This is a genomic window from Bacillus sp. FJAT-47783 (genome assembly GCF_022808615.1).
Taxonomy (GTDB): Bacteria; Bacillota; Bacilli; order Bacillales; family Aeribacillaceae; genus Bacillus_BZ.
Genome location: NZ_JAKZKS010000037.1, coordinates 1 through 19679 on the forward strand (window position 1 = coordinate 1; position 19679 = coordinate 19679).

Annotated in this window: 18 protein-coding genes and 1 pseudogene; 1 reads left to right on the forward strand and 18 read right to left on the reverse strand. The window is 33.4% G+C overall.

Annotation, left to right across the window (positions count from 1 at the left end; genetic code table 11):
- Nucleotides 1-202: transposase domain-containing protein (locus tag MLD65_RS16840; protein WP_243293016.1), on the forward strand; the 202-nt coding region annotated here is incomplete at its 5' end.
- A gap of 224 nt (nt 203-426) precedes the next feature.
- Here MLD65_RS16840 and MLD65_RS16845 read toward each other — a convergent pair.
- From MLD65_RS16845 to MLD65_RS16930, 18 genes and pseudogenes are all read right to left on the reverse strand, one after another.
- A pseudogene (locus MLD65_RS16845) lies at nt 427-797 on the reverse strand (UDP-N-acetylglucosamine 2-epimerase); the annotation flags it as partial.
- 18 nt (nt 798-815) lie between these two features.
- Complete coding sequence (locus MLD65_RS16850) at nt 816-2036, reverse strand: nucleotide sugar dehydrogenase (protein WP_243293017.1); 1221 nt, start codon at nt 2034-2036, stop codon at nt 816-818.
- Between the two features lie 82 nt (nt 2037-2118).
- Nucleotides 2119-3942 carry an alginate lyase family protein gene (locus MLD65_RS16855; RefSeq protein WP_243293018.1) on the reverse strand — a complete coding sequence of 608 codons (1824 nt, stop codon included), beginning with the start codon at nt 3940-3942 and terminating at the stop codon, nt 2119-2121.
- Nucleotides 3932-4450, reverse strand: a complete 519-nt coding sequence (locus MLD65_RS16860; protein ID WP_243293019.1) for a serine O-acetyltransferase — start codon at nt 4448-4450, stop codon at nt 3932-3934. Before MLD65_RS16860 ends, MLD65_RS16855 begins: the two co-directional genes overlap by 11 nt.
- A 1-nt stretch (nt 4451) precedes the next feature.
- Nucleotides 4452-5561: a glycosyltransferase family 4 protein gene (locus MLD65_RS16865; protein ID WP_243293020.1), complete on the reverse strand. Its 1110-nt coding sequence runs from the start codon at nt 5559-5561 to the stop codon at nt 4452-4454.
- Entirely contained in the window at nt 5558-6607 is a 1050-nt protein-coding gene (locus tag MLD65_RS16870) for a glycosyltransferase (protein ID WP_243293021.1), read from the reverse strand. Before MLD65_RS16870 ends, MLD65_RS16865 begins: the two co-directional genes overlap by 4 nt.
- A 40-nt stretch (nt 6608-6647) precedes the next feature.
- Nucleotides 6648-7661 carry a hypothetical protein gene (locus MLD65_RS16875; RefSeq protein ID WP_243293022.1) on the reverse strand — a complete coding sequence of 338 codons (1014 nt, stop codon included), beginning with the start codon at nt 7659-7661 and terminating at the stop codon, nt 6648-6650.
- 286 nt (nt 7662-7947) lie between these two features.
- The gene (locus MLD65_RS16880; protein WP_347709318.1) at nt 7948-9330 is read right to left on the reverse strand and encodes an oligosaccharide flippase family protein; all 1383 of its coding nucleotides are present in this window, start codon (nt 9328-9330) and stop codon (nt 7948-7950) included.
- A 37-nt stretch (nt 9331-9367) separates the two neighbouring features.
- The gene (locus MLD65_RS16885) at nt 9368-10534 is read right to left on the reverse strand and encodes a glycosyltransferase family 2 protein (protein WP_243293023.1); all 1167 of its coding nucleotides are present in this window, start codon (nt 10532-10534) and stop codon (nt 9368-9370) included.
- Nucleotides 10535-10554: 20 nt separating this feature from the next.
- Complete coding sequence (locus MLD65_RS16890; RefSeq protein WP_243293024.1) at nt 10555-11178, reverse strand: acetyltransferase; 624 nt, start codon at nt 11176-11178, stop codon at nt 10555-10557.
- Entirely contained in the window at nt 11175-11819 is a 645-nt protein-coding gene (locus tag MLD65_RS16895; protein ID WP_243293025.1) for a sugar transferase, read from the reverse strand. Before MLD65_RS16895 ends, MLD65_RS16890 begins: the two co-directional genes overlap by 4 nt.
- Nucleotides 11819-12934: a DegT/DnrJ/EryC1/StrS family aminotransferase gene (locus tag MLD65_RS16900; RefSeq protein ID WP_243293033.1), complete on the reverse strand. Its 1116-nt coding sequence runs from the start codon at nt 12932-12934 to the stop codon at nt 11819-11821. Before MLD65_RS16900 ends, MLD65_RS16895 begins: the two co-directional genes overlap by 1 nt.
- A gap of 223 nt (nt 12935-13157) precedes the next feature.
- Complete coding sequence (gene galU / locus MLD65_RS16905) at nt 13158-14048, reverse strand: UTP--glucose-1-phosphate uridylyltransferase GalU (protein ID WP_243293026.1); 891 nt, start codon at nt 14046-14048, stop codon at nt 13158-13160.
- Between the two features lie 197 nt (nt 14049-14245).
- On the reverse strand, nt 14246-14602 hold the full coding sequence (locus MLD65_RS16910; protein WP_243293027.1) for a four helix bundle protein: 357 nt from the start codon (nt 14600-14602) through the stop codon (nt 14246-14248).
- 148 nt (nt 14603-14750) lie between these two features.
- Nucleotides 14751-16571 carry a polysaccharide biosynthesis protein gene (locus MLD65_RS16915; RefSeq protein ID WP_243293028.1) on the reverse strand — a complete coding sequence of 607 codons (1821 nt, stop codon included), beginning with the start codon at nt 16569-16571 and terminating at the stop codon, nt 14751-14753.
- Between the two features lie 423 nt (nt 16572-16994).
- Entirely contained in the window at nt 16995-17759 is a 765-nt protein-coding gene (locus MLD65_RS16920) for a tyrosine-protein phosphatase (RefSeq protein ID WP_243293029.1), read from the reverse strand.
- 107 nt (nt 17760-17866) lie between these two features.
- Complete coding sequence (locus tag MLD65_RS16925; protein ID WP_243293030.1) at nt 17867-18577, reverse strand: CpsD/CapB family tyrosine-protein kinase; 711 nt, start codon at nt 18575-18577, stop codon at nt 17867-17869.
- Nucleotides 18567-19310, reverse strand: coding sequence for a YveK family protein (locus tag MLD65_RS16930; protein ID WP_243293031.1), 744 nt, complete (start codon nt 19308-19310; stop codon nt 18567-18569). Before MLD65_RS16930 ends, MLD65_RS16925 begins: the two co-directional genes overlap by 11 nt.
- Nucleotides 19311-19679: the final 369 nt, after the last annotated feature.

Here is a 19679-nt window from a genome sequence, read left to right on the forward strand (position 1 = left end):
AGGCGCAAGAGCCAGTGCCATCATTTACAGTATTGTGGAGACAGCGATCGCAAATGGATTAAATCCTTATTACTACCTTCGCTATCTATTTGAGCAGCTTCCCAATATAGATTTGACAGATATGGATACCTTAGACCGACTACTTCCATGGTCAACATCTTTACCAGTGTCTTGTATTTCTTTTAAAAAGTTATTTAAATAATACTTCAAGTCCCCATCTGCATGAAGGTGGGGACTATTTTACGCTTACCTTTATATCGATATTTTGTTACCCAGATAACATGGTATTTTATATCAAAAACAGCATGACTATTTTTCTTATATCCGTCCATACTCTCACCTCTTCATTTAGTATGGACACATCCATATAAGGCTAAAAGCGTATACCGTCTAAAGACGGTGGAGTTAGACCACGCATCTGTAAGTTAAACCTGCTTCCACATGTCCAACAGGTATTTGTAAATAAAAGCATGCTAAAGAAGTAACAAAAGTTGTAGAAGTATCACCATGAACTAACACCACATCTGGTTTAACCTCTTCAAGTATTGCTTTCATTTTTTCTAAAATATTTATTGTCACGTCAAATAGAGTCTGTTTTTCTTTCATAATTGATAGGTCATAATCCGGTGTAACATCAAAAGCACCTAAGACTTGAGTCAACATTTCTCTATGTTGTCCTGTAACACAAACAACCGTTTCTAATTTATCTCTTGTTTTTAACTCTTTAACAAAAGGACACCGCTCATTTTAATAGCTTCTGGCCTCGTGCCAAATACCACCATTACTTTTTTCTTCATGTATATCACCAGCTTAATTTATAATTTATATGATTTATCGAATGTACATATATTTTTGGCATCAAGAATAAGCTTGTCCTTTATTAAATCCATATTACTTTTTATATGATCATGTCCAACCATAATTACAAGAATTTCTATCTCGTTTAGGAAATCCTCGAAATTCATAAATTGGTGATCTACTATTCTATCTTTCACGAGTGGATCAAAGACTTTAACTCCAAAAGCTAAGTGTTCGTCCATTCTATCTAATAATTGTAGTGTAGGGCTCTCTCTTGTATCATCAACATTTTCTTTATATGCTAGTCCATAGAGACCTACTTTTGATATATCCTTAATATCATGTTCTCTCATGATATCCCTTATTCTTCCTAGTACATGTCTTGGCATAGAATCATTTATTTTTCTAGCAGTTAAAATAAGGTTTGTCAAGTCAGGGTAATCTCCCACTAAGAACCATGGATCAACTGAAATACAATGTCCACCAACCCCTGGTCCAGGTTGCAATATATTAACTCGAGGATGCATATTAGCAATTCTAATAATCTCATAGACATCCATATTATCAGTGCGACAGATTTTAGCTAATTCATTCGCAAATGCGATGTTTATATCTCTAAATGTATTTTCGACAACCTTAGACATTTCAGCAGACCTTATATCTGTCACAACAATTTCTGCTTTACAGAAGTTTGCATATAACCTCTTAACTTTTTCACCAATCTCTTGATTATCTGCACCAATTGTTCTTGAATTGTATTCGAGTTCATATATCATGTTCCCAGGAATAATTCTCTCAGGAGCGTGTACTAAATTTATATCATGACCAATTACGTAACCTCTTTTTTCTATTTCAGGTCGAATATACTTATCGATTGTTCCTGGAGATATTGTTGACTCAATAATTACTATTGCACCCTTTTCGCAAACATCAAGAACACTGTTTACTGCTGAAATAACATATTTGGGGTCAAGTTTTTTACTTTCTTTAATATAGGGGGTTGGAACAGCCAGTATATATGTGTGAGTATTTTGATATTCATTCGTAAATTCTATCTCATTAGAAAGTGCTTCATGAAAAAGTTCCTCTAATCCTTGTTCCTCGAAAGTAAGCTTTCTATCATTTAGAGAATTAACTAAATTAACGTTATAATCTGTCCCAACAACTTTAAGACCACTTTTTGCTAACATTAACGCTGTAGGTAATCCTATATAACCTAATCCAACTACATTAATCATAGTAATATAAACTCCTTTTTTAACTTTTTTAATTAAAAGTCAAACATTAGACTTTCATCGAAATTGATCTTAATATTCTTCATTAATTATTGAATTTAATTGTAGTACTAGTTTCAATCCTCTTGATTTCCAAAGAGATTCTTGTAGTTACTTTATAAGACCCATACTCATAACAATATATACACTCTTCTAAACTATAATTTTGAGTTTCCAATAAGATTTCCACCCCATCATTTCTTAACAATAATCCTTCGTCAACTTTAAAAAGTTCAACATTAGGATGTAAGATATAAGAAAGCTTTGGTGAATCTTTTAAATTTGTTAATTTGTCAGTTACTAGCACTTTATCTTTTTGTAATTCTAGTTTTCGATTATGGGTATTCCCGTTCTTTTTTAAATATCCATAGTGTTCTCCTATAAATATAAATTCATCAAACTTTATACATTTACTATAAGTTTGTTCCTTTAACAAAAATATCTCATGTTCTTGAAAATCATTTTGTTCATAATCCTCGTAGTATAAAGTGTTATGCGATTTAGTTTGCCTATTTTCATTTCTTAGTTGGTGATTACCATAGTAATAAGCGGTACCTGGGTCTACAAAGAAGTCTTTTCCACTAACATTAAGCTCAAAACTTAACTGGTCATTATGACTATGTCCACCAAAACCGTTTGTTCCTACTCTACCACACTTTATTAATAAGTACGCTTTGTTGTTTTTCATGATATATACACCCCCATCTACAAAAGAGGACATATTTTTTTTACAATCTTTTCTATCGTGTTTTATAGCATTTCTTTCTTGTATATGTTTTTCGTAAATGTTAATAATTGAAATAGACTTTCGGGCATTTTCACAAAAATAGTTATTTAAATTTAATACATAACCATTATCACAGTCACCAATTAATGGTATTTCATTATTAGGCTTTACAATTGTCTTTAGAAAGTGATACATATTCTCTAAAATACTTTTATAAGTTTCAGAAACAGTTAACCCGTTATTTTCTATTATGACCATTGCATAAAACAAAATCTCAAACGTAAATTTATGGTAATAAGTACTGCCTTCATAGTTAGTCCCATCCAGATTTGTTTGTTGTTTAATCTCAGATTCTAATTCGTGGATTGCAAAATCAAGTAGGCTTTTCCCGAAATTTATATTACTAAAATATAAACCAACAAATAACAAGCCTAGTAAATTGGATAGGTAATGATTGTTTTTGTTTAGATTTTTATTTTCTAGATTATCTTTAATAAAAATTCCATGAGAATATATTACTGTATTAAAAAACTCTCTTTCTTTTGAAGTACTCTTATCATTCAAAAGCTCTTTGCTTATAATTACAAGGTTAACAGCTCTTAGAGCTACATCCATATTACAAGCCCATGAAATACCAAACCCCATAGGATTATGGTCTCTCCAATTTTCAAGTTGAGAAATGATTTTATTATATATATTCGTATTATTGTTCTTTTTATAATACAAACATAATATTAATAAATGATTTAAACGAGAGTACTCGAGAGGAAACTTAGCGTCTTTATTCATCTCATATGATTTTAATTTTATATATTTGTAGAATGAATTCTCCCAAACGAACTTAGTCTTAAAATCTATATTCCAATCCAAATTAGGATTCTCAAATTCAACCCCTAAAAGTTTATATTTGTTATTTAAAATATCATTTATTTGATTACTTTGACTGTAAATGTCTTGGTTAATCATATAATCATGCTTAATTCCTTGGAAGTTTGGCATATGATATTTAATATCATCACTTATATAGAATGTTTTATATTTTATAAAAAGATAAGGCGTCAATAAGTACTTCTCATTGATTATTGCTAGTGCTCTCTTAAGTCCAATTTTTTGTATAGTTTTTATGATTTTTTTAATTCTCATATGCTGCCTCTAAGCCATAATAATCCTTATATTTTTGTTGATGATTTTCATTAGTAATTTTATCAATGACTTTTGCTGGAACACCTCCAACAACTGAATATGGTTCTACGTCTTTAGTTACAACCGCATTAGGGGCAATTAAACAATAATCCCCAATTGTAATATCTCCTATAATTTTTGCTCCAGCTCCAATGTAAACCCCTTGTCCGATTACCGGGGGTTTATTACTATCATTTTTTTTAGTACTTCCTTTAGAGCCGATTGTTACACATTGACCAATCATACAACCCTTACCAATCTTAGCTTGTCTATGAATTACTACTGCTATCCCCCCGTAAGCAAACGTGCATTTATCACCTATATCCGTTTCACTCGAAATAAATGAATTGTGGATAATACAATTAAACTTATCAATAAATTCAGATAAAGGGTGCAAATTTTTGTTTCTCAACATTTTTGAAATCTTATATAACCTGTAAGCATTGATGCTGAAAATTTTACGTTTCATTTTATCTCTCCATTAATAATGATGAATATATATCATCTAAAATCTTCACTTGGGATTTAATGTCAAATAATCCCAATTCCCCTTCATTTATGGTATTTTTATCAATATCTCCGATGTGGAGTCGATTAAGATCTTCTATCATTTCCTCTACAGAAAGAAATTTTATTCTAGGTGAATTAGTAAGCTGCTTTAATTCAACCATACCACCTACATTAGTAGCATATATTAGATTACCAGCTGCTATTGATTCTATTGGCTTTAAAGGTAAAGCAGAATCTGTAGATGCAATTTTAGGTCTCGGCATTAACAAGATATCAATGTTTTTATAAATGTGCTTCACTTTATCTTTTTTAACAAACTCTCTTACAAACACATTTCTATTTTTTATTTTTGATTTTATGTTATTACTTTCTTGATTGTTTCCACCAACTACTATAAACTTTATTTTTTCATTTGTTACAGAGTTTATTATTTTAATAAGGTTATCAATTCCTTGGAAAGGTCTAATACTTCCAATGTATCCAACTAGAATATCTTTCTTCTTAGCTGCTTCTTCAACAAATTCAGCAAAATCCCTATCAATAGACATTATCTCTTTATTTGCAAATCTGAAGTCATTTAAATCAATGCCATTGTATATGACATTTACTTCCCCTGATATATTCAAGTTATTAAGCAGTATTTCGCGGGATTTATTAGAAAGTACAATAATAGAATTTGCCTTTGATAAGAGTTTATTTCCAATCCAGGCACTTATCTTATTCTTTACGGTGTATATAGAATGCATTTCTATGATGAAAACTTTTCTTGAAAATAAATTAAATAAATTTGCATAGAAACTAGGTCTAAAATTATGTGCGTGAAGTATATTTATTTCTATCTGCTTTGTTAATCTTTTTAATATAAAGGGTATTTCATAAAAACGGTTATATCTTATGATATTGATACCCTGATAATTTTCCTCCGTTGGCTCTTCACCTATTTTTTCACATAGCACATAGACATCATACTTACTTTTATCTAAATATGAGAGCTGATTTAATAATCTCTGAGTACTCCCTCCCTCATAGGGATAAAACTTTTGATGTATGTGAACAATTGAAGTTCTCATAAGTATTTCTCCTTTTGGTCTTTATAATCGTCCCAAAATACCGGCTCACCACATTTGTTAATCCTGTTTATTACATCATTTAAAATTTTTGGATTTAGAGATATTTTATTAAATAACGACTTAATATCCTCCTCACTATAAGGATCAACCAAAAATCCAATATCTTTATTTTTCACCAACTCAGAAATCCTTGTATTGATTGAAAAAACTCCTGGTTTTTTGAAAGCTAGGGTTTCAAAAAATTTATTTGAAATTGCATATTTAACGTTAAAGTTATGATTAGGATATGCACACCAAACTATGTCCGTATCATTGTAGATTTTTGCAATATCATTTGAATTATATCTTCCATAGAAATTAACATTATTCACATAGTGTTCATCACAATATCTCTTTAAGGTTTTATAGTCAGGACCATCGCCATAAAATTTAATTTCATACTTCTCAGAGTTTTTTAAGGCCCCTATTAAATTCTTCATAATATTCAAATATCTAATTTTACCTAGAAAAGTTATTCGTAGTTTTGTAGAATCTGGTGCCTTAATCTCACTTTTTTTTATGCTACAGTTTTTTAACTCAGGTCTGTTTTCTAATATTAAGATGTCTTCATGTTCATAGAATTCACTGAAGAAACGTGAAGCCAATACAACTTTATGTGCTTTTTTTAGATACACCTTTTCAACTAATCTTACAAATCTATTACTCGGCATATCACATACATCATAAATTACTTTTACCTTTTTTATATTAAGCATAGAAACCATTAAGTAAATTTGCCAATGCCTACATATGATAACGTCAGGTTTTAGATTTCTTATAACTTTTAATATAAATAAGTTGAATTTTGGGAGATCTTTAATCTTTTTTAACTTTTTTCCATATCCTGTACTGGAATTATATATATAAGTATTATTTTTGCTCCCGACTTGTCCAGACCTATTCCATAAAATATAGTGAACTTGATTATTAGGACTAAATAATTCACCTAATTTTTGCAAACGTGGGTGAATTGGATAGCTATCACTAATACATAATACCTGGCACATTAACTTCCCTCCCAATCTATTAAATAGTTTAATACTCCAATTAAAATAGCTTATTTACTATATTTTCATCACGTACCTTTTTAAGGTTATAAGCTAGAATTAACAGTAAAAATATCAAAGGGTAGATATAACTAAATTGAGTAATCAAAAAGGAATTAAATCCTCCCCTAATGTCCATGGGAATATGAATTACTATCTTTAATATTAATAAATCTGTATATTGAAATTTGCTTATGATTCTTAGCGCTATCAACAGTACAATTAAATATATAAATAAAGATGTAACTACCCCAAAATGGCCTAACTGATGATAGGCCTCGCCAAAATATGTTGTAGTTAATACTGGGTTCATTTTACCTTGTGGATACATACCTGTTATTTCTTTGGTAGCTCTCCAGAAATAACTTACTATAGGCTTGTCTGGCCATATAGCACGAGGAATGAAACTTATTGGTAAGTAATAAAAGTATTGCTTTAAATAATCCTTTTGAGGATTATTCACATACAATCTATAAAAACTTTCTGTACTACCTGATGAAGATCTCAATATTTGATCATAAACTACCTCAGCTGAAACAGCTTCTTTTATATTATTAGAACCCAGTGTACCACCTCTGGCAAAATTACCTATTGAAACAAACAATAATACAGCTATAAAAACTATTGTAATTGTTTTTAGTTTCACCTTTTTAACATGGTAATTATAAAAAAATATTGGTAATAATAAATCTATTAATATTACAAAACGAGTGTGAGAAAAGAGTAACTTATTTAAGAAAACTATAAACCATAAAAATGTACCAGTTTTATATTTTTTATTCTTCCAAAAATAAAATATTAATATATATGAGACTGTGTCAATTATTGGCTTCAATAAGATTGATCTTTGAATAATAGGATTATCTAAATATTCACCAACTCTATCTCGTGTTAAAAAACTAATAAATTTACTAAATGAAAAAATATCAACAGAGAATATCTGAACAAAATTATATAAAGTTGCTAAAATAAATAAAATTAATAGATAGTTAGTATTAAATTGGTATTTTGACACAGTCGCTTCATTTCGGAACTTTTTTTTACTTATATTATCTAATATGAAAATACTTATAAAAAAGCCTACAAATCCAAGGAATATTATAAATAAAAATCCTGTATCCCGTGTCCAATAGAATTTTTCAGAGAATAGAGGGATAATATATAAAAATAACAATGCTAAAAAAACGATGTTTTTAATATTAAACCAATTTCTTGTCTTTTTGATTTGTAAACCTAAATAAGTAATGGTAATGAAGATAATAAAACAAAAGCCAAGATATATAATGTTACTCCCCCCCTAGTTAAGCAGCTTTCACATCTCTTGTGTTTATTACAACTAGAACAGTTGAAGAAATATTTATAAAAATTTGAGACAGTATAGTCGTTAATGCGGCTCCATTTATCCCATATATAGGTATGAAGTATAGATTAAGAACAAAATTCATAACACAAGCCAAAAGGCCTAGCACTGCTAATGCTTTATACTTTTTCATGGAACGTAAAACATCAACATTTGGTGCAAATATATAACTAAAAGCCATACCTACAACAAATATTTTAAATGGAATAATAGAGTCATTATAAATTTCTCCATTTAATATTGGTAAAACCTTATCGGACAATAAAAAGACTATTGTTGAAAAAATTAATATGAAAGGGGCGCTTTTAAATATCCACTGAAGAGTAAATTTCTTTTGTGACTCTAAATTATCTATCATATCAATTTTAGAAGTTCTAACCATTAATACTGCTTTGATCGAAGGTAAAAGAGTTAACATTAAAAGGTAATATTTATTCGCTACCCCGTAATTTGCGATATCCCCATGACCTAAAAAGTTAGTAATCATAAATACATCTAGTTTAGAAAATATGCCTATCATTACATAATAAAAAATTAGCCAAAACGAAGAATGATAATACTCTTTTAAGTCAATAAAATGCTTTCCTTTATTAAGTGGTTTCTTCTTATATATTTTTAAAGTACCTACTATTGCAATTGATAGAAATCCAACTATATAAACTATTGATACTGTATATATATTTACAGTTCCCAAAAGTATTAACATTGTAATTAGTAGCATTATAGTGACATTATTAAGATTAAGTAACTTACCTGATTCCTTAAACTTATCACGTGTTTGATAATATCCAATATTTAATCTGCAGATTGACATAGTATAGGCCAGTATAATTCCAAACAAAATAAAAGAATAATAAGATTCATCATTGGACATAGAAGTCATTAATAAATCTTTAAATATAAGGGCTATAACAATCAAAAAAATATATACGTAAGTAATAAGCTTAAAGTTTAGAACATATAATTTGTTATTGTCCGAACTAATTCTTGAAATTTGCTCAGTATCAAACCTAATATAAGAAGCCACTAAACCACTAGCTACTATACCAACAAAAAGAGTTGCAACAGCCTGAAGAAATGTGAAATATGCATAATCCATTTTGGTTAAGCTTCTAATTAATATAACTGTTATCAGTATTGATAACATCTTTGATATTAAGTCAAATGTTAGAACAGTTAATACGTTTCTAACTATATAGCTCTGGAGCATTTTTTTTATAACTTGTTTTATATTCACATAATCACCTAGTATTTGGAGGAATAAAGTCTTTCTTTTAATTGATTTCACAAGAAAAGACACTATCCACCTATTTAAGATTTGCATACTTGTTAGTATTGGACTCTATCCAATAAAAATAGCCTCATCTTGTTGTTTCAGCTTTCTCCCAAAAAGGTTTTGCTTTTCCAGTCAATATATTATAGACTCCAACCCACTGTGCAAGTATTGTTACACAGTAGTAATAAACTAGAGTCAAGTATTTATTATTTGATTTTGTAATAACTCTCACCAGTGCTAAAAGATAAAACAGCAATTGTCCTGCAAAAGTCAATGTATAGAATATTGACTCCGGTATTAGTAGAGCATTAGTTATAAACACTATAAGGTGTGAAATCCATAATAAATATCTACACGTTCTATGTCCGAAATAAAAATATGAAAACCACTTATACTTAAAAACGTTCAGTATTCTTACATCCGGTAATATATGTTTAAGAATAATTCGGTTCATCCTTACCTTACGCCCGAATTCATCTTCTATAACTTCTCCGGCTTTCTCATAAGCAATAGCATCATGGTTTGCAATTGCCCTTTTACCTTGAAGTGCATATAAAGGTGGCATTGCACTATCATGACATTGAATTGGATCAAAGTCATAGTAATCCCTTGTCCTACAAGCATACAACGCTCCATTACCCGCAGTTATGGTTTGTATTCTACCTTCAATTTCACGTATAACTAAATCATTGTCCCAATAGCTTGCTTCTGCATTACTTATATCAGTAGATGCCTGATTTACGATAGATAATCTTCCTGATACATAAGCAATATCTTCTGAAGTAAAAGCGGCCATAAGTTCTTTGACAGAGTTTTTATCCATTATTGAATTAGCATCAGTCATAACTAAATACTCTGTTGTTACCGTTTTTTGAGCTTCATTTTGAGCATTTGTTTTTCCTTTTCGTGCCTTAACCTCATAAAGTCGTATATTCATATTTTGATGTTCTTTTATGAATTGCTTTACAATTTTATTTGTTTTATCAGTACTATTATCTGATGCAATTAAGAATTCAATTTTGTCTCGAGGATAATCTAACTCTATAATGTTATTTAACTTTTCTAGTATTACTTTTTCTTCATTGTGGGCAACTACCATTACGGTTACTGTAGGTTGATGATTATAATCTTTATTAAGCCTTCGATTCTTTAGTAATTTTCCAATAAACTTCAACGATACTGGATAACCAACCATTGCCCATACTATAATAAATCCACTTATATAAAATAAAATTTTATATAATAATTCCATTTAATTTCTCCCTTATTCTTTTAGTAGTCTAACTTTTTTGCTGGTGTTCCAACATAAACTCCAGGTTCATATATGTCCTTAAGCACAACAGAACCAGCACCTACTTTGCATCCGTTAGTGATGTTTATATTATTACTAACTACACTGCCGATACCTAACCAAGATCCTTTTCCAACTTTGACCGTACCTGCTAAATGGGCTCCAGGTGAGATATGAACAAAATCTTCAATATTATTATCATGGTCAATTGTAGAACCTGTATTAACGATACACCCCTTACCTATTTTGGTACAGCTGTTAATAATTGCTCCCGCCATAACAGCTGTACCAATTCCTAAATCTACTTGTGACCCTATAACTGCATTCGGATGAACTAATACGGGAATGCTAGCCCCAAATGTTTCCAAATTTTCATGAACCTTTTGTCTCGTAGCATTGTTTCCGATGCCAACAAATATCTCATATTCATCTATATGCGTAAAAACATCGTCAGAGGTGCCAAGTACCTCCAAGCCCATTGATGCTTTAATGCTTTGATTATCATCTAAAAAAGCAACACTCTGCCATTTATTCATTTTTATGGCTATGTCAGCCACAACTTTCCCATGCCCACTAGCACCTATTATAAGAAGTTTGTTTTTCATAGCTTTATTCTTTCCTTTTTACTTCCCTTAAAAGGTTCCATTGTTGCCGCAGTCTCTGAGTTGATTCCTTCCCTTACAAAAACCTTTTTAATAGTAGAAAAAATGATTTTCCAATCATTCATAAAACTAACATTATCAACGTAATTTACATCTAGATTAAACTTATCTTCCCAACTAATAGCATTCCTACCATTTACTTGAGCTAAACCAGATAGACCCGGCCTTACTTCATGACGCCTCTTTTGATGCTCATTATAAAGAGGGAGATACTGAACCAATAACGGTCTTGGACCTATAATGGACATATCTCCTTTTAAAATATTAAAAAGTTCTGGAAGTTCATCAAGAGATGTAGAACGTAACAACCTTCCAAACTTCGTCAACCTAACACTATCAGGAAGCAACTCCCCATTCTCATCTCTTTCATCCGTCATCGTCCTAAACTTATACATCCTAAAGATCTTCTCATTCATCCCAGGTCTTTCTTGTATAAATAACACCGGGCTTCCTAGTTTCACTCTTACAAGAACGGCAACTATTAATAATAAAGGACTAAGTACGATAATTGCAATCAATGATAGTATGAAATCCATCGGTCTTTTAAAAAACCTTCTATAGAAACCACCTTTAGAATTTTTCATTACCTTAACCACAACCTCTTAATAATCTTACAAACTCTCTCTAAATCTCCATCCGTCATCTTCGTATCAGATGGCAAACAAATACCATTTTCAAACAACTTCTCTGAAACACCTTCACCAACAAAATCATACTTCTCAAAGAACGGTTGTATATGCATTGGTTTCCAAACAGGTCTTGACTCGATATTCTCTTTCTCAAGAGCTTCCATAATATCTATCGGCCTAACCTTACCACTTAATGTCATTGAGCTTAACCAATAGTTTGGCTCATCCCACTCATTGACAGGCATAAAATTGACACCGCACAAATCGCCAAGTTCTCTCTTATAATATTCAAAAATATATTTTTTCTTTTCTACTCTCTGTTCTAACACCTTAAGCTGCCCTCTACCAATACCAGCAACAACATTGCTCATACGGTAATTAAAGCCTAGCTCACTATGCTGATAATGTCTTGCTTGATCTCTTGATTGTGTCGCCCAAAACCTCACTTTGGCCACCTTCTCTTCATTATTGGAAACCAGCATTCCACCACCTGAAGTAGTAATAATTTTATTTCCATTAAAAGAGAAGATTCCATAATCACCAAACGTTCCTGTGTGCTGTCCCTTGTAGTAACCACCTAGTGATTCAGCAGCATCTTCTATTACCACTACGTTATGCCTCTTACAAATCTCCATAATTTTATCCATATCTGCAGAAAGACCATAAAGGTGAACAACAATAACTGCCTTTACTTCTGGATACTTTTCAAAAGCTTCTTCTAATGCTTTAGGACACATATTCCACGTTTCATAATTACTATCTATAAAAACAGGAATCGCATTTTGATAAATAATCGGATTGGCTGTCGCAGAGAATGTCAGCGTTGGACAAAACACAATGTCTCCCTCACCAACACCAGCTGCTCTTAATGCTAAATGAATAGCCGCAGTACCAGACGATAAGGCAGCAGCAGCCTTAGAACCAACTTTAGCAGCAAGTTCTTTTTCAAATTCATTTACATTTTCCCCAAGAGGAGCAATCCAGTTTGTATCAAAAGCTTCCTTTACATATTGCATTTCATACCCCTCATCACTCATATGTGGTGATGAGAGAAATATTCTTTCGTTCACTTTTGTTGTCTCCATCTTCAAGTCTTCCTTCCTTAGGTTCATTCTTCCTTAAGTAGATTAGTACTTAATTCGAATTTTAGTTTTTCTTTCCAACTAACTACTAACCCACTTAGAAAATCTAAGTTTCCATACATCATAAAAAGGTTTAATCTGAGTGATAAGTCAGATAATATAGTTGTCACTCCATATAGCCCTATCCAACTTATCACACAATATAACATCACTACTTTACTTTCTCCCGATCCAAAACACTCTCCAAATACCCCAAAACATTCTCTCTTAAATCTTCACGCTCCAAAGCAAACTCCACCGTAGCCTTAATAAACCCAAACTTATCTCCAACATCATGTCTTTCACCTTCAAACTCATAAGCCACGACCATTTGCTTTTCATTTAACTGCTTAATCGCATCTGTAAGCTGAATCTCACCACCAGCACCCGGTGCTTGTGTCTCTAAAATTTCAAAAATCTCAGGTCGTAAAATATAACGGCCCATAATCGCATAGTTGGAAGGAGCTTCTTCTAATTTTGGCTTTTCGACTAAGTTATCAACATGAAAAACACCATCATCCATTTGGCCATTTTGAATGGAAATAACACCATATTTAGACACATCTTGATCTGGTACTTGTTGGACGCCGATAACTGATGAATTGTACCGGTCATACACATCAATTAGCTGCTTTAAACAAGGGTTTTCTGGAGAATGAACGATATCATCTCCTAGTAATACCGCAAATGGCTCATCGCCAATAAAACGACTTGCACATGCAATCGCATGTCCTAATCCTAACGGCTCTTTTTGGCGAATGTAATGGATATTCGCTAGGTTTGTAATACTATGCATTTCCTTTAGCTGTTCGATTTTCCCTTTTTTCGCTAACGTCTCTTCCAATTCATAAGACTTATCAAAATGATCCTCAATCGCACGCTTACCTCTGCCCGTAACGATAATAATATCTTCAATACCAGATGCTACCGCTTCTTCGATAATATATTGAATCGTAGGCTTATCTACAATTGGTAACATTTCTTTCGGCTGCGCTTTTGTCGCTGGTAAAAAACGTGTTCCTAAACCCGCTGCTGGAATAATCGCTTTTCTTACTCTTTTCAAGGTAAAACCTCCTTTTTAGCTGCTAGATGTTAGCTTTTAGCTTTTAGCCTTTAGCTTTTAGCTTTTAGCCTTTAGCTTTTAGCCTTTAGCCTTTAGCTTTTAGCCTTTAGCTTTTAGCTGCTAGCTTTTAGCTGCTAGCTGTTACTGCCTAATAGCTAACCGCTAATGGCTAACCGCTAACAGCTAACCGCTAACGGCTAACCGCTAATCGCTTTTAACATGCCATTTATCATTTTCCCGACTTCATCTGTAACCTTTAAAATACTATGATACTCTCTTTCATCTATATACTTTAAATCCCTTGCTAATAACAGTTGATATTTCACTTCTTCAAGTGATCCTCGTGCTATTAGCAAAAACCTTTTATATTCTTTGTCAGATCCGCGGCCCTTACCTTCAACAATATTACTCGGTACAGACACAGCCGCTCTTCGTATTTGCGATGTCAAGCCAAACTGTTCATCTTTTGGAAATGCTTTAGTAATCTCATAAATTTTCAACACCAACTCATGTGACCTTTGCCAGACAATAAGTTTCCTAATGTCATTATGCAAAACCACACCTCCAGATTGCTAGATGTTAGCTTTTTAGCTTTTAGCTTCTAGCCTCTAGCTTTTAGCTTCTAGCCTCTAGCTGCTAGCTGTTACTGCCTAATAGCTGCTAATAGCCAACCACTAACCGCTAATCGCTAACAGCTAACCGCTAACGGCTAACAGCTAACCGCCCCTTCACTCTTCCATGCGCTATATCCAATACTCTTTCCCTCAAACCTTCCTTACCTAACTCTTCATACTCCTCAATACAATCCATCACTTGTCCAATATCACGATTCACCGATTTCCCAACGTAAATCTTCGGATAAATCTGCTCATCATGTACTTCATCTTTGCCGAGTAATTCTTCAAACAGCTTTTCCCCAGGTCTCATTCCAGTAAATTCAATTCCAATCTCATCAGTAGAGTAGCCGGATAGTTTAATCAAGTTTTTCGCCAGATCGACAATCTTTACGGGCTCACCCATATCTAAGACAAAAATCTCTCCGCCCTTAGCAAGAGCTCCCGCCTGAATCACAAGTCGGCTTGCTTCAGGAATGGTCATAAAATACCGAACCATATCCGGGTGCGTAACGGTAACTGGCCCACCTTTTTGAATTTGCTTTTTAAATAACGGAATCACACTACCGCGGCTTCCTAATACATTTCCAAATCGTACGGCAACAAAGCGTGTTTTGCTGACAGTGTCCATATGCTGAACAATCATTTCTGCCATTCGTTTTGTAGCCCCCATCACGCTCGTTGGATTTACCGCTTTATCGGTTGAAACCATGACAAACGTGCCGATACCATATGTACTAGCAGCTTCCGCGACATTTTTCGTCCCGATGACATTATTTTTCACCGCTTCTTCTGGGTTCCGTTCCATTAATGGGACATGCTTATGAGCAGCAGCGTGATACACAACATCTGGTGTATGTTTTTCCATAATCGCAAACATTTTCGCCCGGTCTTGTACGTCGGCGATTTCAGTAATAAGCTCAATTTCATCACCATATGTTTCTCGGAGCTCCATTTCAATGGTGTAAATGCTATTTTCCCCATGACCTAACAGGATAAGCTGTTTCGGTTTAAACTTTGATACTTGTCGGCAAATTTCCGATCCAATCGAACCGCCTGCACCCGTAACTAACACTTTTTTTTCTGTAAGAGAGTCAGAAATACTGTCCATGTCAAGCTCGATTGGATCACGTCCTAATAAATCTTCAACTTGCACATCACGGAATTGATTGATAGATAAATTACCAAGAATAAGGTCTTCAATTTTCGGCATAATTTGTGTTTTTGCTTTTGTTTTGCTGCACTCTTTAAAGATATGATTTAGTTCTTTTCTACTTAATGAAGGGATCGCAATAATGATATGTTCAATATTCATTTTTTTGACCGTTTCTTCAATGGAACCAGATCCTCCGACAACGGGTATTCCTAACACATGTAAACGATGTTTTTTCACATCATCATCAATAAATGCAATTGGTTGTAAATTTGCTTCATCACTATGTAACAATTGCCTTGCAACCATCGTTCCAGCAGCACCTGCTCCAATGATAAGCGTTCTTTTTTTGTTTTTTGCCACTTGCATGAAGGTATCCCTGTACAAGCGCCAAGAAAACCTAGATCCTCCGATAAAAATTATATGTAGCAACCAAGTAATAAGTAATGAACGGAAATAAATATCTTGTCCATAAATAAACTGCACAACAGCGGCTGCCATTATAGAAAATGTGACAACTTTCGTAATCACCATTAATTCACCGATACTTGCATATTCCCACGCCTTATTATACAGTCGGTATATTCCGGCAAATACATGATGACTTATTAATAATGTAACGGATGTTAATAACACTGTTGGAAGTGTAAAAATAGAAAAGTTTGGTTGTAAAAGAAATTGACTAAAATAAATGGACGTTAATACAATCAATGAGTCCAAAAAAACTAAAAGAGTTAACCGTTTTTGATACGTCAAATGAACAGACTCCTTTCTCAATAAAATAAGATGTTTGAATCCATTTCAATAAATATAAAAAACCTAGATACACCGACTGCCCCAATCTCCATATCTAGATTTTCTATTGTTATATAATGATATATTTATAGTTAAAATATGGGCATCAAACCCACCCTCACGCCGTACCACCGACGACACGCGTCTAAGGTATTGTGCATGTAAATACCCACGGCACAGCCGAGTGCCTCCGTTGATAAAGGTAAGGAGGCATCACCTTTTTCAAAAAAATTTAAAAGTATCCTCAAAACAATTTATTTTCATCCGAAATAATATAGAGAAGAGTTAACCATCGATTTCTAAATGACGCTTTCGTCAAAAAAGCGGAAAAATGTAATGGCACCAATGTCAAACTTAAAAACTAGTTGAATGACATGTTTACCTTTAAAAGATCCCTAAAAACTTTTTCCGTTTGATTCGTTCTGGTTGTTCGATATAAATCGATTCGTTTCGAAAAACATACTCTGCATTTTCTTGAAAGTAATAGACGGCTTCTGTTCCAAACTCTTGTTGGATGACGTTAACAGCATCTTTGACGTAAAACCCTCTCGTTTTTACATTATGAGCATCAGATGCAACGATATGAGCAAGCCTTGCTTCGATTAAATCAAGGGAAAACTTTTGAATCTTCTTCCCGAAACGTCCTGTTAAACTGCCTGCCGTTACTTGTGTGATTGCGCCTTTTTTCACAAACTTGTACAAAATGTCTGGATGTTGCATAATTTCGCTGTTTCGTTCTGGGTGAGCGATAACCGGTGTGATTCCTTTTGTTTGCATTTCATATAAAAGCTGTTCCGAATATCTCGGCACATGATTGGATGGAAATTCGATGAGGACATATCGGCTATTATTCAATCCGATCACTCTATGGCAGTCGTAATCTTCTAGTAATTCCCCATATATCCTTACTTCTTGACCAGGTACAATCTGTAAGGGAATTCCTTCGTTGTCGATGGCCTCTTGCAATGCGTTCACTTTATGTATGACAAAGTTGCTTTCGTTTTCATATTTCTCATGTTTATGATGGGGCGTTGCGACAATGGCTGTAATTCCTTCTTCTACCGCTTTTCTCGCCATTTCTAAGCTCTCTGTTACATGCTTTGCCCCATCATCGACATCCGGCAATATGTGACAATGTAAATCGATCACTGTTCGCCCTCCGTTCATAGGAAATTTGACTCAATCCCCTCATTGACTTCACTATTTTAGCAGTCATATTCCCTAATGAAAAGAGGGGGATTTTGTCGAATCGTGTCTTATTTCTTACCGTAATAATAGTAATACTGCGTATCTTTATGCTTTTTACCGTTTAGGACAACGCCAAGCAACTTTCCTTTCCCTGCTGACAACGCTTCTTTTGCCTTTTGAGCTGGTTCTTGCTCGGTCTTTCCGCTCCACGCAACTAAAATCGAACCATCGACATGATTCGTTAATATTTGCGCATCTGCTACCGCTAGTATAGGCGGTGTATCGAAAATGACCAGATCATAAATAGCATACAATTCCTCTAATAATTCATGCATTTGTTTTGATGATAGCAATTCAGCCGGGTTTGGCGGAATTGGACCGCTTGTTAAGATGTCTAAATTGTCCACTTCACAACGTTGTATAGCCTCCTGTAAAGAAGCTTGCTTCGTTAACACATTTGTTAATCCGTAAATATTTTCAACGCGGAATGTGTAGTGAACGGTTGGTTTCCGTAAATCGGCATCGATTAATAACACTCGTTTTCCTTGCTGAGCAAATACAACCGCCAAGTTCGCTGTCGTTGTCGACTTTCCTTCTCCAGGTCCAGCTGATGTTACTAAAATCGAGCGAATATCTTGATCGACAGATGAAAACTGAATATTCGTACGAATCGTTCGATATTGTTCGGATACAGGAGATTTTGGCTGATGGGCTGTAATGATTGAACGTTCATTTCGTTTAAACGATTGACTTTTTGATGAAAACTTTTTACGCGCCATATGACTCTCCCCTTACTGCTGACGTTTGTGTCGGTGTTTCGTTACTTGAAGTCGCTTCATCACTCATTTCAGAAATAGCTCCTAAAACCGGTAATTCTAGCAATCTTTCAATATCTTGTTCTGTTTTAATCGTGTTATCTAAGTACTCTAGTAAGAATGCAATTCCCACACTAGCCATTAACCCTACTACAAAAGCAATCGCCATGTTTAAGGCAGGTTTCGGTTTAATAGGTGATAGATTTTCCTTTACTTCTGCTTTCGATAAAATGTTAACATTATCGACATGCATAAGTGTTTGAATCTCTTTTTGGAACACAGATGCAATCGTATTGGCGATTTCAGCAGCTCGATCAGGATTTGCATCTTGAACAGAAATGTTCACAACTTGTGAATCCTTCTCGCTGTTCACCGTAATCTTCTCATTTAACTGTCCAACACTTTCTTCTAATTTCAACTCATCAATGACTTTATCTAAAATCGCTGGACTTTTAATGATGACATTGTACGTATTAATTAACTGCAAGTTTGTTTGAATTTCATTATATTGAAAGTTTCCTTGCTCGTCTTTTGCTTGATTGACCAAAATTTGTGTCGATGATTGATAGATTGGCGTGATAAAGAAATAACTTACAATCCCACTCGTCATCGTGGCAAGCGCCGTAATCATGACAATAAGTGCGAGCCGTTTTCGTAGTGTTTGAAATAGTTCTTTCAGACTAATCGTTTCTTCCATGTTGACCTCCACGTACTAAAATTTTCACATATCGTCTATTATAAAAGGTTTACCTTTTTATATCTACATGATCTTACATTTTTTATAAAAATTGTCGTAATACGACTTATATTATACTACCTTCTATTTTTCAATTCTATACGATTTACAATTATTTTACAAAAGATAAAAGAAAGCCGTTTTTAGATCAATCCCATATTCGGCACCTCAGAATTATGAATGTCCAATTTTCTAAGGTGACGTTTTTAAAATCCATCTATTCACCTCTCTCTCGACGTTTTTCTAGATTTTCCTTTCTTGTTCGACAATCATAATCGAGTTCACCCCAATTTTAGCTTACTTTGGTTGATTTTCTGCTTTCTTCGACAC

Bases quoted from the DNA above. Each gene is read 5' to 3' on its own strand.
- MLD65_RS16850 (WP_243293017.1), bottom strand. From the start codon at position 2,036: ATGATTAATGTAGTTGGATTAGGTTATATAGGATTACCTACAGCGTTA.
- MLD65_RS16880 (WP_347709318.1), bottom strand. From the start codon at position 9,330: ATGCAAATCTTAAATAGGTGGATAGTGTCTTTTCTTGTGAAATCAATT.
- MLD65_RS16865 (WP_243293020.1), bottom strand. From the start codon at position 5,561: ATGAGAACTTCAATTGTTCACATACATCAAAAGTTTTATCCCTATGAG.
- MLD65_RS16870 (WP_243293021.1), bottom strand. From the start codon at position 6,607: ATGTGCCAGGTATTATGTATTAGTGATAGCTATCCAATTCACCCACGT.
- MLD65_RS16885 (WP_243293023.1), bottom strand. From the start codon at position 10,534: ATGGAATTATTATATAAAATTTTATTTTATATAAGTGGATTTATTATA.
- MLD65_RS16890 (WP_243293024.1), bottom strand. From the start codon at position 11,178: ATGAAAAACAAACTTCTTATAATAGGTGCTAGTGGGCATGGGAAAGTT.
- MLD65_RS16895 (WP_243293025.1), bottom strand. From the start codon at position 11,819: ATGAAAAATTCTAAAGGTGGTTTCTATAGAAGGTTTTTTAAAAGACCG.
- MLD65_RS16925 (WP_243293030.1), bottom strand. From the start codon at position 18,577: ATGGCGCGTAAAAAGTTTTCATCAAAAAGTCAATCGTTTAAACGAAAT.
- MLD65_RS16930 (WP_243293031.1), bottom strand. From the start codon at position 19,310: ATGGAAGAAACGATTAGTCTGAAAGAACTATTTCAAACACTACGAAAA.
- MLD65_RS16855 (WP_243293018.1), bottom strand. From the start codon at position 3,942: ATGAGAATTAAAAAAATCATAAAAACTATACAAAAAATTGGACTTAAG.
- MLD65_RS16860 (WP_243293019.1), bottom strand. From the start codon at position 4,450: ATGAAACGTAAAATTTTCAGCATCAATGCTTACAGGTTATATAAGATT.